The 14,329-nt window shown below is 68.4% G+C and carries 15 protein-coding genes; 14 read left to right on the top strand and 1 reads right to left on the bottom strand.

The window, feature by feature from the left end; genetic code table 11:
• Positions 1-223: 223 nt before the first annotated feature.
• Positions 224-544, bottom strand: coding sequence for a DUF4429 domain-containing protein (locus RBJ65_RS18105; protein ID WP_306317207.1), 321 nt, complete (start codon positions 542-544; stop codon positions 224-226).
• A gap of 35 nt (positions 545-579) precedes the next feature.
• Here RBJ65_RS18105 and RBJ65_RS18100 point away from each other — a divergent pair, with 35 nt between their 5' ends.
• The 14 genes from RBJ65_RS18100 to RBJ65_RS18035 all read left to right on the top strand — a co-directional run bounded on the left by RBJ65_RS18100 (position 580) and on the right by RBJ65_RS18035 (position 14,325).
• Positions 580-906 (top strand): HK97 gp10 family phage protein, encoded by a 327-nt coding sequence (locus RBJ65_RS18100; protein ID WP_306317206.1) that lies wholly within the window; start codon positions 580-582, stop codon positions 904-906.
• The gene (locus RBJ65_RS18095; protein ID WP_306317205.1) at positions 903-1,295 is read left to right on the top strand and encodes a hypothetical protein; all 393 of its coding nucleotides are present in this window, start codon (positions 903-905) and stop codon (positions 1,293-1,295) included. Before RBJ65_RS18100 ends, RBJ65_RS18095 begins: the two co-directional genes overlap by 4 nt.
• A 69-nt stretch (positions 1,296-1,364) precedes the next feature.
• Positions 1,365-1,952, top strand: coding sequence for a phage tail protein (locus RBJ65_RS18090; RefSeq protein WP_306317204.1), 588 nt, complete (start codon positions 1,365-1,367; stop codon positions 1,950-1,952).
• Positions 1,953-2,046: 94 nt separating this feature from the next.
• Entirely contained in the window at positions 2,047-2,400 is a 354-nt protein-coding gene (locus RBJ65_RS18085) for a hypothetical protein (protein ID WP_306317203.1), read from the top strand.
• Positions 2,401-2,507: 107 nt separating this feature from the next.
• Positions 2,508-2,801, top strand: a complete 294-nt coding sequence (locus RBJ65_RS18080) for a hypothetical protein (protein WP_306332154.1) — start codon at positions 2,508-2,510, stop codon at positions 2,799-2,801.
• 19 nt (positions 2,802-2,820) lie between these two features.
• Positions 2,821-7,803 carry a peptidoglycan DD-metalloendopeptidase family protein gene (locus RBJ65_RS18075; RefSeq protein ID WP_306317201.1) on the top strand — a complete coding sequence of 1,661 codons (4,983 nt, stop codon included), beginning with the start codon at positions 2,821-2,823 and terminating at the stop codon, positions 7,801-7,803.
• 12 nt (positions 7,804-7,815) lie between these two features.
• Positions 7,816-10,044 carry a hypothetical protein gene (locus RBJ65_RS18070; protein WP_306317200.1) on the top strand — a complete coding sequence of 743 codons (2,229 nt, stop codon included), beginning with the start codon at positions 7,816-7,818 and terminating at the stop codon, positions 10,042-10,044.
• A gap of 4 nt (positions 10,045-10,048) precedes the next feature.
• Entirely contained in the window at positions 10,049-11,140 is a 1,092-nt protein-coding gene (locus tag RBJ65_RS18065) for a DUF5047 domain-containing protein (protein WP_306317199.1), read from the top strand.
• Positions 11,137-11,397 (top strand): hypothetical protein, encoded by a 261-nt coding sequence (locus tag RBJ65_RS18060; protein WP_306317198.1) that lies wholly within the window; start codon positions 11,137-11,139, stop codon positions 11,395-11,397. The genes RBJ65_RS18065 and RBJ65_RS18060 overlap by 4 nt, the downstream gene beginning before the upstream one ends.
• A gap of 25 nt (positions 11,398-11,422) precedes the next feature.
• The gene (locus RBJ65_RS18055; protein WP_306317197.1) at positions 11,423-12,034 is read left to right on the top strand and encodes a hypothetical protein; all 612 of its coding nucleotides are present in this window, start codon (positions 11,423-11,425) and stop codon (positions 12,032-12,034) included.
• Between the two features lie 9 nt (positions 12,035-12,043).
• Positions 12,044-12,475: a hypothetical protein gene (locus tag RBJ65_RS18050; protein ID WP_306317196.1), complete on the top strand. Its 432-nt coding sequence runs from the start codon at positions 12,044-12,046 to the stop codon at positions 12,473-12,475.
• Positions 12,476-12,488: 13 nt separating this feature from the next.
• A complete protein-coding gene (locus RBJ65_RS18045) occupies positions 12,489-13,430 on the top strand; it encodes an N-acetylmuramoyl-L-alanine amidase (RefSeq protein WP_306317195.1) in 942 nt (313 codons plus the stop codon).
• Positions 13,427-13,981, top strand: coding sequence for a 3'-5' exoribonuclease domain-containing protein (locus RBJ65_RS18040; RefSeq protein WP_306317194.1), 555 nt, complete (start codon positions 13,427-13,429; stop codon positions 13,979-13,981). The genes RBJ65_RS18045 and RBJ65_RS18040 overlap by 4 nt, the downstream gene beginning before the upstream one ends.
• Complete coding sequence (locus tag RBJ65_RS18035; protein ID WP_306317193.1) at positions 13,978-14,325, top strand: hypothetical protein; 348 nt, start codon at positions 13,978-13,980, stop codon at positions 14,323-14,325. Before RBJ65_RS18040 ends, RBJ65_RS18035 begins: the two co-directional genes overlap by 4 nt.
• Positions 14,326-14,329 lie beyond the last annotated feature (4 nt).

Genomic DNA, 14,329 nt, shown 5'->3' with positions numbered 1-14,329 from the left:
GGCAGGAGTCGCCTCAGGTTGGCGGTGATCAGCAGCAGGCCCGGGACACGGTCATCGTCGGCTGGACCGTCTATGACCCGACCGGCACCGACTGGATAACCACCGACCAGGTCCGGATCCGCGGCGTGCTCTGTGAGATCACGGGGGAGCCCGGCGACTGGGGGCGTTCTCCGTTCACCGGGAACCGTGGCGTCGTCCAGTTCGCAGCAGACCGTGTGACTGGCTAGCCGCGTGCCTCTTCGACGGCGGCGACGAGCTTTTCGGCGAGGTCGTTGCTCTTGTGCGGGATCGACAGGGAGTGCGGGTCCTCATACGGGGGCCTGCCGCCCTGCATGAGGCCGCCCTTCTCGCCTGCCGCGACGGCGCCGGGCAGCAGGAACTGCACGTAGCCGTGCATGAGCCTGGTGGCCTTCTTGAACCGGGTGCCGGTCACGTCCGTTGCCCGGATCCGGACCGGCGCCGGGTTCTGTCCGAACGGCGTCTTCGTGATGGTGATCCATTCCCCGTCGAAGCCGACTGTTCCCTGTACGCCCTTGACATCCATGTCCGCCCCCAGATGCGCGAGTTAGTGGAGGGGCTATGGCAGCACGAGTGAAGCTGAAGCGTAAAGGCGTCGGCGAGATGCTCCGCATGGAGTCCATGCAGGCGGAGATGGAGCGGCGTGCCGAGGTCATCAAGTCGGTGGCCGTTGCCATCTCTCCGGTCTACCGGGGACCGACTGGTGGCCGCTACAAGGCGTCCTGGAAGGTGTCGTCGCGCAAGCGAGGCGGTGTTCGGAAGAACCGCGCCACGGCGACCGTGCGGAACAACTCTTACTACGCGCGCTGGGTCGAATACGGCACCGAGCGAGTGCCCGCCCACCACGTGCTGCTGCGGGCCGCGCAGGTCGGAGGGCGGAACCAGTGACCGTTCTCGTCGACATCGAGGCCGCGCTGATCGCCGCGGCAACACCCCGGTTCCCGTCCGCTGTTGTCCGCGATGAACTCGACAACAACCTCCTCGACGAACTGCCGACGATCCAAGTCGAGCAGATCCCGGGCGGTGAGGATGACGGTCTGCGGCTCGCTCGCGCGCTCGTCGACATCAACGTCTACGCCGCCACCCGCGGGGACGCGTTCGCGCTCGCCAACCAGGTGCATGCCTGGCTGACCGGCGAACTCCGCGGCTCCACAACCTCGATGGCGGTGTTCGGGCGGATCGGTGCGGTGACGTTGCCCGCCGTGCAGCCCTACGAGAACACCGGCCTGCGTCGTGTTGGCGCCACCTACGAACTCTTCTTCCACCCGGTTTCCTGACCGGTTTTGGGCCCGCGCCGGACCCGTTTCCCGCCCGTGCGCGGGCTCTTCCATGTCTGGAGACTTTTCATGGTCAACATCACCCGCGCTGCGGACCTTTCCGTTGTCGGTGCGAATGGCGCGTGCTGGGTGGCGCCGGTCGGCACTCTGGCGCTGGATTCGCCGCTGTCGCAGCCGCCTGCCCCGTGGGAGCCGCTGGGCGCCATCTCGGACGACGGCCTGACCTACGGCTTCGACGAGGACTCGCAGGAGTTCACCCCGTGGGGCCTCACCAGCCCGTTCCGCACTCAGATCACCAAGTCCGTGCGCACGTTCGGGCTGACGGTGTGGGAGACCTCTCGCGTCGCCGTGCAGTCGCTGCAGTACCGGCTGACGGCCGGGGATCTGGAGCCTGACGGCGAGGGCCTCACGAAGTACGCGGAGACCGCGTCCCCTGTGCCGGACCGCCGCGCGTTCTGGTTCCTCGTCATCGACGGCAACTCGTACAAGGGGTTCTACGTCCCGCAGGGCGAGATCTCCGAGCGCTCCGACGTCACGTTCAAGCAAGACGAAATGAGTGGCTACGAGTGGACGATCACCACCTACCCCGACGAGGCAGGCAACACGGTCTACCACGTCGACAAGATCCCGGCGACGCCCGCCTACTCGGGCTCCTGAGCTGGTGGGCGGGCTGGTATAGCCAGCCGGCGCGGGCCCGGCCCGCCCACCTTTCCTTTCCTGTCCCGCGCCCTGAACGAAGGAGTCCCGCGCCATGCCCGCAACGAAGGCCCAACTCGACGCCGCTCGAGCCCAGGAGCAGGAAGCCGAAGCCGGAGACGGCTACGTCTTGGTGCCGCTCGCCGGCCACGACGGTGTCACGAAGGATGTCCGTACTCTGCCCGCGGGGAAGTGGCGTGCGTCCGCGCTGCGCTGCCTCAACACCGGCGACATCGACGGCTTCATGAAGTCGGTGCTTCACGAGGACGACTTCGACACGTTCGTCGATCTCGATCCGGACACCGAGGGCTTCGGCAAGTTCACCGAGGACGCTGCCCGCCTGTCTGGCGGTGACCTGGGAAAGTCCTCTGGGCGTTCCAGGTCTGGGAACGGTACGCGGAGGAGCTAGAGGACGACCTGCTGCCGCGGGTTGACATTCTCGACCTGCACCGCGGCAGGTTGTCGTGGCGCAGGTTGCGGGTCCTCATTGAGGGCCTGCCGCCGGAGTCGCGGACGATGACCGCGATGCGCAACGCGCTCTCCGATGAGGAGTATGCGGCGCAGGCGGAGAAGGGGCAGCCAGAGCGGGCACGCTGGTCGCACCTGGAGCAGCTCATCGCGGGCGTCTATGACCGGCTCGGCACCGTTCAGCACGTGCTGATCTGCGCGAACTCCGACAGCAAGTCGAAGCGGCCGAAGGCGCCTGAGCCGATGCCGCGTCCCGGGATCCGCGCCGCACAACCAAAACAGAAGATCAGCAACGAGCAGGCGGACACCATCTTCCGGCTCATCAACGGGGGCGCCGCGTAGCGCAGGGAGGAGGCTCCCTGTGCCCGCTATCTCCATCGGGTCCGTCGAGGTCGACGTTGTCCCCAACGCGTCGGGGATCCTGCGTCGCCTGCAGTCGTCGCTTGTCCCGCCAGCGACGCAGGTCGGCGACGAGATGGGCCGGATCATCGGCCAGCGTCTCGCCGCGCACATCGGTCCGGCGGTCCGTGACGGCATCAATGATGGCGCCAAGGCGGCGAAGCCTGCGGCGACCCGTCAGGGTGCGGACACGGGTGGCGCGTTCGCCCGCTCACTGCGGGCGAAGCTGACCGAAGCATTCTGGTCGATGCCCAAGCTGAACGTGTCGCTCTCCGACACGGGCGTCGACGCGGAGCTCGCGCGGCTGCGGGCCCGCATGGAGTCGCTCGCCGACAAGACCATCGGCATCGACATCTCCGCGGAGCAGGCGCGTGCCCAGGCCGCGGACATCGAGGAGCGGCTTCGCCGACTCGGCGCCGCCCACCCGAACGTCGCGGTCAGGGCGGACACAGCTGCGGCGATCGCGCAGTTGCAGGCGGTGCAGGCGCAGGTCGACGAGCTCACTCGTGACCCGGCGCGCATCCACCTGGAGACGGACGGGCAGCTCGGTACGAAGCTGCGGGCTGCGGTGCAGCAGGCTCAGGCGTCGCTGCCGAACATCAACATCGGCGCCGACACAAGCCCTGCGCAGGTGGAGATCGCGCGGCTGCGGGAGCGGTTGGCCGGGCTGAGCGATGCCCGTGTCGGGATCGATATCAGCGCCACCGACGCGCTTGCCCGGATCACGGAGATTCAGGCCCGCCTGGCCCGGCTGTCGACGCAGGACGCCGACATCGCGGTCCGCGTGGATGCGGGGGCGGCGTCGGCGCGGCTGCTGGCGCTGCAGGCGGAGGTGTCCGCGCTCGACGGGCGTACCGCGAACATCGACGTGGACACGCATTCGGCTGTGTCGGCGATGCAGTTGCTGGTTACGGCGGCGATCGCGTTCGGTCCGGCGATCATTCCGGCGTTGCCGGTGGTGGCGGCTGGGCTGGGTGCGATCGCGTCTGCTGGTGTCGCGGCGGGCGTGGGGATCGGGTCGGTCGCCGCGGTCGCGCTGCCCGCCTTCAGGGATATCGGCGGCGCATTGACGGCCCAGAAGGCTGCCCAGGATGCGGCGACAGCGTCGACGAGCACGGGTGGTGCTGCGGCTTCACAGGCCGCACAGAAGGCGCTTCAGATGGCGGGCGCGCAGCAGGCGCTGGCGACGGCTGAACGCAACGGTGCCCGGCAGATCGCGCAGGCTCAGGCGCAGGTGCGTCAGGCGAAGCGGGCTGCCGCGGATGCGGTCGAGCAGGCCGCGCAGCGGAACCAGCAGGCCGCGCGTGCGGTACAGGACGCTGAGCGGTCCCTCGCGGACGCTCAGCGCGATGCCCGGCGCGCTCAGGAAGAACTCAGCGATGCGCGCAAGCAGGCGGCGGAAGAACTCGTCGACCTGGACAACCGGCTCACGGACGCCAAGCTGTCGGAACGCGACGCCGAGATCGCATTGAAGGAGGCGGCGCTCCAACGCGACGCCGTCCTGAAGTCGGCTACGTCGACGGAGCTCGACAAGCAGAAGGCACTTCTCCAGTACGACCAGGCGGTACAGCGGCTCAAGGAACAGCGGACCGAGACGGGGCGGCTGAAGCAGGAGACGGCCGCCGCGAACCGGGCCGGCGTCGAGGGCTCGGACACCGTCCGGTCCGCGCAAGACCGTCTCTCGCAGGCGCAGCGCAACGTCGCCGCTCAGGCGCGCGCGGTCAAGGACGCGCAGGCGGAGGCGGCCCGCACGCAGGTGGAGACGTCCCGTCAGGTCGCCCAGGCGCAGCAGCGGGTGAGCGAGGCCACGGCGAACGTGGCAGTGGCGCAGCAGAACGCTGCGGATGCGGTGGCCTCTGCACAGCGGCAGGTCAAGCAGGCGTCGCTGTCGTCCGCGTCCGGCGTCTCGCAGGCTGCGACAGCGCAGGCCAAGTACCAGGCAGCACTCGCCAAGTTGACGCCAGCGGCGCGGCAGACGTTCAACGCGTTCGTGAGTCTGCGGACCGCGTTCTCGGCATGGTCCAGGTCGCTGCAGCCGCAGGTGATGCCCGTCTTCACGCGCGCCCTGGACGGCATCAGGAGAGCTCTGCCCGCGCTCACCCCGTTCGTGAAGGAAGCCGCGGCGGCCATCACGAACCTCCAGGACCGTATGTCGCGGGGACTGAAGGCGCCGTGGTTCCAGTCGTTCAAGACGGATCTGCAGGGCTCGGTGCGTCCGGCGATCGTCGGGTTGGGTGTCGCGTTCGGGAATGTGTTCAAGGGCATGGCTGGCGTGATCGGCGCCTTCCTGCCGCATATGGACTCGATCTCGGCGCGCATGCAGGGCATCACCGCCCGGTTCGCGAACTGGGGGCAGGGCCTCAAGGGCTCCCCGGAATTCGAGCGGTTTCTGGCGTACAGCTCGCAGATGGCGCCGAAGCTGGCGCAGGCGCTGAGGCAGATCGGCGGAGGCTTCCTGAACGTTGGCCAGGCGCTGTCCCCGCTGTCCGGGCCGCTGCTCGCACTCCTGGGAGGAATCGCCCAGGCGATCGGCATCATCGCCCAGCACGCGCCGTGGATGGTGCAGGGGATATGGCTGATCGTCGTGGCGATGCGCGCCTGGGCGATCGTCCAACGTGTCCTGAACTTCGTCATGTCCCAGAACCCGCTGGTCAGGATCGCCATGCTGATCGGCGTCCTGGTCGCTGCGGTGATCTACGCCTACAACCGGTTCGGCTGGTTCCGCACCGCCGTGCAGGCGGTGTGGCACGCCATCCAGGCGTCCGCAGGCGCGGTGGTCAATTGGTTCACGGGGCCGTTCAGGAATTTCTTCACCGTGACGATCCCGGCGATCTTTCAAACGGTGATCAACTGGGTGAAGTCGAACTGGATCTACATCCTCGGCTTCCTGACCGGGCCGATCGGCTTCGCGGTCGCCTGGATCATCAAGCACTGGGACCTGGTGCGCGCGGGGCTGCTCGCCGCGTGGCGGGCGATCCGTGCGACGGTGATCTCGCCGATCGCCCGCTTCTTCACGAAGACAATCCCCGGCTACGCCGCTGCCGTCCGTGATCAGGTGCTGTCACGGTGGCGGGCGCTGCGCGACGGGCTCGCCGTGATCTGGGGTGCTGTGCGCGTCAGGGTGATCAACCCGATTCGGGATTTCTTCACCCGGACGATTCCCGGATATGCGAGCCGAGTTCGTGACCAGGTGGTTGCTCGGTGGCGCTCGCTGCGCGACCGCCTGGCCGTCGTCTGGGCTGCTGTGAAGGAGCGTGTGATCAACCCGATCCGCGATTTCTTCACGAAGAAGATCCCGGGATGGGCTGGCACCTTGAAGGACAAGGTCGTCGGCGCTTTCCAGCGGGCCCGAGACGGCATCAAGTCTGCCTGGTCCAAGATCGAAGGCATCGCGAAGAAGCCCGTGCGCTTCATCATCAACACCGTCTACAACAAGGGCATCGTCCCCGTCTGGAACAAGATCGCCACGGCGTTCGGGGCAAAGAAGCTCGGCAAGATGGACATCTCCGGCTGGAACACGGGCGGTGTCCTGCCCGGGTACACCCCAGGCCGGGACGTCCATCTCGCCGCGCTGTCCGGCGGTGAGGCCGTCATGCGCCCGGAGTGGACGCGCGCGGTCGGCCCCGGCTACGTCAACTCGATGAACGCCGCTGCCCGCGGCGGCGGTGTCAGCGGCGTCCAGAAGGCGCTCGGCCTGCCTGGGTTTGCGGACGGCGGCATCTTCGGCTGGATCGGCAAGGCCGCCAACACGGTCGCAGGCTGGGGCAGTTCGGCCTGGGACAAGGTGAAGGCCGGGGCGAAGTGGCTGAAGGACAGCCTGGGCGCTTCCGCGCGGGCGGGTGTGAAGTCGGTCGTCAATCCACTGCTCGACAAGATCCCCGGCTTGGACAACTCCTTCGGCCGCATGATCAAGAAGATTCCCGAGAAGATCGTCAACTCGATCTTCGGGTACGCCGACCAGGCAGACGCCAAGGGCGCATCCGGAGCGGGCGGCGGTATCTGGCAGAAGCCGGTCAACGCCGCGTATGGCACCCCGTTCGGGAAGCGCGGGTCCATGTGGTCCTCCGGGCGCCACACCGGACTCGACTTCCCTGCCGCGGTAGGGACAGCAGTCCGCGCGGTAGCCGACGGCACGGTGTCGCAGGTCGCCTCCGGCGGCCCCTACGGCAAGCACGTCCTGATCTCGCATGGCGGCGGGCTCTCCAGCCTGTACGCCCACATGTCCCGCATCCTGACCCGCCTTCACGCCCGCGTGAACCAGGGCCAGCAGATCGGCAAGGTCGGCGCGACCGGCAACGTCACCGGACCGCACCTCCACCTGGAGGCGCGCCTCAACGGGCGTTCGGTCGACCCGATGCGCTACCTGTCAGGCGGCGGAGGCGGCGGCAACGTGCAAGCCGCCGGGAGCGCCCAGCGGTACGCGAAGAGCATCCTCGGCCGGTACGGCTGGGGCTCCTCCCAGTTCGGGCCGCTGAAGTCGTTGTGGCAGCACGAATCGGGCTGGCGCTGGAACGCACGAAACCCCAGCTCAGGGGCTTACGGCATTCCGCAGGCGCTCCCGGCGTCGAAGATGGCGTCGGCTGGCCGCGACTGGCGGACGAACGCGGCGACGCAGATCCGGTGGGGCCTCGGCTACATCAAGGGCCGCCCCGACTATGGGTCCCCGGCCCGCGCCTGGGCGAAGTGGCAGAGCAGGTCACCGCACTGGTACGACCAGGGCGGCTACCTGCCGACCGGCCTGTCCACCGTCTACAACGGTACCGGCCGCCCCGAGCCCGTACTCACCACGGGCCAGTGGAACGCGATGACGGCTGATCGGTCGTCGGGCGGCCTCGGTGACCTGCACGTCCAGGTGTTCGTCGGCGACCGCGAGATCACCGACATCGCACGGGCCGAAGTCCACACCGCGCAGGGCGAGCTCGTCTCCGTGCTCCGTGCTGGCTGAGAGGAGGCACTCGTGGCGATCCCCGGGAACTTCCTCTCGTCGACGACGGAGACGGTCGACCCCAACACCAGCGGCTGGGCACCGAAGCTCAACTGCACCCTGTCGCTGGGGTCGGGCGGGCGAGTCGGCGGCGGCTGCCTGTCGGTGCGCGCCACGGCGGCGGGGGAGGCGCAGGCCCGAACGGTCACCGCCTACCCCGTCACCGCAGGCACGACCTATCAGGTGTTCGCGGACTCGTCGGGAACGTCGACAGAGCGGATCGGTATCCGTTGGCTCACCGCCACCGGCTCGGAGATCAGCATCACGTGGTCGGTGACCACGCTGTCGGCGGCCATGGGCTGGCACCGGGTCGGCGTCGCCGGGGCGGCCCCTGCCGGTGCGGTGACGGCACAGGTTGTCCTCGCATCAACCGAGGCCGCGGGTGCATTTCATTTCTGGGAGTCCATCTACCTCGGCCTGCCGATCAGAACCGTGGGTAACCTGTTCAGCTTCGGCACCGAGAGCAGTGAGATCAACGCCAGTGGGTGGACGCCACTCGTCAACGCCACCATCAGCCGCCAGGTACCGGTGTTCGGCTGGTCCACCGACTACTACCTGGCGGGCGGGCATGTCCTGGCGATGACCGCCACCTCGGCGGGCAACGCCTCCATCGGCGCCGTCGACCGCCCGTCGGTCACCCCCGGCACCGAGTACATGGCCTACGCCTACCTCAGCCCACCCACCATCAGCTCAACCGCGTGGATCGAGCTGCGGTTCTACGACTCCAACGGCAACCAGATCCAGGCGGCTCGGAGCGTTCTGGCGGCGCCTGGCACGGGCCTGTACCGGCAGCGCGCCTCTGGCAGCGCGCCTTCTAACGCTGCCACCGCGTCCGTCGCGGTCGGCCTCGACGGGGCCAGCGCCGGGCAGGTGCTGCGTGTCGAGACGGTGGCCATCGTCGCGTCGATCCAGTCCCCGGCGGGCACGGTGGTCCCCTACGCTGACGCGTCGTTCGAGCAAGGTATCGCCGGATGGGCGACCACGTCTGGCGTGGCCACCCTCGCACGCACCACGCCGTGGGGCGTGGGACTGGACGGCTCCTACGCGCTCGCGATCACGTCGACGACCGCCACAGCGAGCGTCATCCGTTCCGGCCGCTTCACGCTCACCGGGGGCGGCAGCGGCCAGAACTGGCGCGCCCAGATCGGCGCGCACGTTGGTGCCGGTACGTGGGGCCCGGTCGGGCTCCGTATCCGCTGGTACGACGCCGCGAATAATGATCTCGGTGTGACGGCCACGGGCGCGTTCGCGCTGCCGAACACCGACTGGTGGCTCATCTTCAAGGAAGGCACACAGCCGCAGACGGCGACACAGGCTGCCGTCGAGGTGACAGTCACCGCGACATCCACGAATGCTGTGCTGCACGTGGATGCGGTGTCGCTGTGGCCCGTACTCCCGCTCACCACCGTGCAGGCCCACGACGCAGCCGGCTACATCGCTTTGACGCTGCGGGAGTTGACGCCCGGCTATCTGATCTCGGTGTACCGGCAGATGGCGGACGGCTCCCACGTCCCGGTGCGCGGCTCGTTGGGGCTGTTGGTGGGGCAGACGATCGAGTCCGATCTGATGGTCATCGAGGACCACGAGGCGCCGCTCAACACGGAGGTCAGCTACCAGATCGAGCTTGCGACACCGGCCGGGGTGCCGTCCGGGAGCAGACTGTCATCGAGCGTGACGCTCGACCTGCCGGACGTGAACTTCGCCTGGCTGAAGGACCCCAGCAACCCGCAACGCAACACAATGGTCATGGTGGAGAAGGCCCCGGACTGGTCGCGGCCGATCGAGCAGACCAGCTACGTCGTCAAGGGCCGCCGGAACAAGGTCACGCTGTCCGGCAGGCGGCAGGGCCTAGAGGGCGACCTCGCGATCTGGACTGTCAACGACGAGAACCGGCGAGCCCTCCACCTGCTTCTCGACTCCGGGACCACGCTCCTCTGGCAAGCCGCGCCGGGCATGGGCGTCGACGACATGTACGTCGCCGTCGGCGCCGTCGACGAAACCCGCATCGGCGCGCTCGCACAGGACCAATGGCGGGCCTGGAAACTCCCGCTCGTCGAAGCCGACCGGCCCATCACGACCGGCGTCAACGGCAGCGGCGGCAGGAGCTGGACGGACGTGGTCGCCGAGTTCCCCACATGCGCGGACCTGCTGCCCGTATACCCGACCTGCGAAGCACTGCTCCTGGACCGCAGAACGGGGTGAGCCGTTGTACCCCGTCAGTGACCGCTTCCTGCAGCGTCTCACCGAAAACCACACCCCGGTCACGCGCGTGCAACTGTTCCTCACCGACGGCCGCGTCATCGATATCGAGCACACGGGCGGCTCCGTGACCGTAGACCGCTCGCAGGCCATCCGCCGCACCTGCACGATCACCTGCCACGACCCGTCCCTGATCCCACGCACGGCGACCGACATGCTCGCCACCTACGGCTCCCTGCTCCGGGTCAGCCGCGGCGTCGAATACGGCGACGGCACCAGCGAGCTCGTTTCCTTGGGGCTGTTCCGGCTGGACAGCGTTGACGGCGACATCAGCGACGGGCCGGTGAACCTGCAGGGAAAAGCCCTTGAGTGCGCCGTCGCCGACGACAAATTCACGACCCCCTACACGGCGACGGGCACGGTCGTCGGCGCGGTCACCGCACTCATCCAGCGGACCCTGCCCAGCGCCGACGTCATCTCCTACATCACCGACACCCCTATCGGGAGCCGCGCGTTCGACGTCGAGGCCGACCCGTGGGCGGGCGCGCAGGAGATTGCCGCGGCGGCCGGCGCCGAGGTCTACACGAACGCCGACGGCGTCTTTGCCATCGCGACCTTGCCCGATCTGCTGACGGCGACTCCGGTGTGGGCGGTGGAGGCGACCGAGGGTGGCGTCTACATCTCCGGCAACCGGGCCATGAGCAGCGACAACGTGTGCAACGGGGTGCTGGCCCGCGGGGAGAACACGGCCGACGACACACCCGCAGTGTCAGCGCTCGTCGTCGACAACGACCCCGGCAGCCCGACCCGCTGGGGCGGCCCGTTCGGAAAGCGCCCCAAGTTCATCTCCTCGTCGACGCTCACCACGGTTGCTGCCTGCCAGCAGGCCGCGGCATTGGAACTCGTGAACGCGAAGGCGCCCAACGCGAGCGGGGATTTCAGCAGCCTGCCGAACCCGGCGTTGGAGCCCGGCGATGTGCTGCGGGTCGTCCACCCGGACGGCACCCGCGAACTGCATCAAGTCGCCTCGTTCAGCGTGCCGTTGGACGAGGGCGGCGACTTTCCCATCACCACCATCTCGGCGAAGGAGGACACGTGACGTCCGGGCATGCCATCACGCGCGACCTCGCCCAAGCAGTCCGGCGGTCCGCGCAACGAACGGGGGAACGGGCCCCGAGTGTGCGCGGCGCGGACTGGCGCACCGCCACCGTGTCGGCCGTCACCACGAAAACTGTCACCGCCGACGGCATCGTCTGCCGCCGCTTCAAGGGCGACACCACCCCCGTCATCGGCGACCAGGTCGTCATCTCCCAGTCCGGCAACGGCAACTGGATCACGCTCGGGCCCCTGGCCTGACCTCAGTCACCAGCTAGGAGACCCCGTGACGACGAAGGACGCCTACGGCCAGAGCATCGACCTCTGGGCACTCACCGACGCACCCGACATCCCCGGCGCGATCGCCGCACTCGCCGCCGGCGTCATTCCGCGCGGGGTGATGAGGTTCGCGTCCGCGTCCACCCGCGGCGCCACAATCACGTCCCCGGTCGACGGCATGCTCACCTACCTGCAGGACGTGAAACGCCTCGACGCCCGCATCGGTGGCGCCTGGGTCGCCCTGTCCGTGGGCGCCTCGTCGTGGACGACGATCAGCCTCGCGAGCGGCTTCGGGCAGAACGGCAACAGCAACGGCACCCTGCAATACCGGCTGCTGAACATTGCGGGCGAGGAGTCGCTGCAGTTCCGTGGGGCGATCACACGCTCCTCGTACCCGTCGTCGCCACCGGCCAGCTACGTCATCAACTCGACGGCGCTCCCGACAGCGGTCCGCCCACAGACACTGCGCACCGTCCTCATCCCCTGCTCGGACGTCAGCAGCGACCGCATCGCCCTCAAGCTCGACATACAGACCGACGGTTACCTCGAAATCTTCGGGTTCAGCTCGTCCGCCAAGCCGCCGTGGCTCGGCTTCAATGGCGTCACCGTCAGCCTCTAAGGAGCCCTCATGGCCACCGTCTGCAAGCTGTACCGTGGCAAGACGCCCCAGATCATCAAGCCGGGTGAGTGGACGCTCGTCACCTACGAGGAGATCCTCAGCAACGACCGCAAGATGGCCGTCAACCTGTCGATGATCCGGCCGCCGTTCGACGGCGACTTCCTCTGGTTCCGCAACCTGCGCTGGGGCGCCATCGACATCCCCGACGGCGACCCCCGCCAGCGACAGTTCATGTCCCGCTTCATCCGCGACCCGCACGGCATCCGCGACGACACCGGAGCCGACGACCGCGTCGCCACCCCTGGCCGCTCCTGGCAGACCGTGTCCTGGGCGTTCGCCGGGCACGCCGGACAGCCCGTCGGCGTTGAGGTCTGGCACGACCACGACCAGCCGTGGCCGCTCGAGCACGCCCAATTCGTCGGCTATACAGCCGACTTCTAGAAGAGAGACCCGCATGGCCACACCGCTGTCCGCCGACCAGATGGTCGCCAAGCTCAAGGCGGAAGGCGTCACTGTCCACGAGCACTCCGGCTGGCGCACCCACAACCGCGACTCCGCCACCGGCAAAGCCTTCGGCCCGGTCTACGGCATCCTCATCCACCACACCGCGGGCCACGGCGACAAGGAGCTCTGCTACAAGGGACGCTCCGACCTGCCCGGCCCGCTCTGCCACTCCTGGCTCGGCAAGACCGACGGCCTGTGGATGATCGGACACGGCCGCGCCAACCACGCCGGACTCGTCGACGGACACGTCATCAACGCGCTCATCGCCGAAAAGTCCCCGCTTCCCAAGGACACCGCCGCCAACACCGACGGCAACGACTGCCTGTACGGCCTGGAGATCGAAAACCTCGGCAACGGACGCGACCCCTACCCCGCCGACCAGTACCGGCAGGCCGTCCTGTGGGCCGCGGCCCTGTGCCGCGCACATGGCTGGTCCGAGAAGAGGGTGGCCGGGCACAAGGAAGTCCAGCCCGGCAAGGTCGACCCGTCGTTCGACATGGACGTGTTCCGCGCCGACGTGAAGAAGCAGCTCGCCACGAAGCCCGGCAAGCCCGCCCCCACGCCGCAGCCCACCCCATCCACGCCGCGCGTCGACCTCTCCAAGCTCATAGCCGCGGCCAAGACCGACCCCGGCGCCAAGCAGGGCCACGTCACCTACATGACGGGCACCAACCTCGTCGAGGCCGCCCTCGTCAAACTCGGCTACCTCGGCAAGACCTACGCCGGCGACGGATCCTTCGGCTCCACCACCGTCACCGCCTACCGCAAGTGGCAGCTCCACCTGTACCCCGGCGCGAGCACCAAGCCCGGCGGGGCAGCAGACGGAATCCCCGGCATGGACTCCCTGCGGCAACTCGGCTCCAAGACCGGCCTGTTCACGGTGATCGCATGACCGCCCTGGACTACGACCTGGAGTTCCTGGAGGACGGACGCACCATCGAGCTGATCTCCATCGGCATGGTGCGCGACGACGGCGCTGAGTACTACGCCGTCAACCGGGACATGCCAGTACGGAAGATCCGCAAGCACAAGTGGCTGATGGACAACGTCGTCCCACACCTCCCCAAGGGGCAAGGCGACCGACGCAACCACGTGCCGCAGCGATGGCTGTTCGACTACGCCGACCCCGTCGTGAAGCGGCACGACCGCATCGCCGACGACGTCATGGACTTCATCCGCGGCGCCGGATCCGACGTCGAGCTCTGGGCCAACTATGGCGCCTACGACCATGTCGCGCTGGCTCAACTGTGGGGTCGCATGATCGATCTCCCCGAGGGCGTCCCCATGTTCACCAACGACATCCAGCAGGAGTTGCGTCGCCTCGGCTTCGCCTCTGACCAACTCCCCGCGCAGGAGGGTGCGGTGCACAACGCGCTTGCTGACGCCCGCCACAACCAGACCGTCCGGCGCTGGCTCGCCGAACAGGAAACGAGAACCCCATGAAGATCTTCGGCCGTGAACCGGCACTCATCATCGCTGTCATCAGCGCCGCCCTGTCGCTGATCGTCTCCTTCAACTTCGGGCTCAGCTCCGAGCAGGCGGGCGCGATCGTCGCCGCCATCTCCGCAGTGTTCGCCGCGGCAGCAGCAGCGGTCACCCGACCGATCGCGCCCAGCGCGTTCACCGGGCTCGTCGCCGCCGCCGTCGCACTCCTCGCCGCATACGGCCTCGATGTCTCCGCCGAAACCGTCGGCGCCCTCAACGCCGCCGTCCTCGCCGTCCTCGGACTCGTCACCCGCGGCCAGGTCTCACCCGCCGCTGCACCCGCGAAGCCGACCAGCGTCTGACCGA

Source organism: Streptomyces sp. KL109B (assembly GCF_030766935.1).
Taxonomy (GTDB): Bacteria; Actinomycetota; Actinomycetes; order Streptomycetales; family Streptomycetaceae; genus Streptomyces.
Note: the sequence above shows the minus strand (reverse complement) of the source record. Positions and strands in the feature narration are given on the sequence as shown.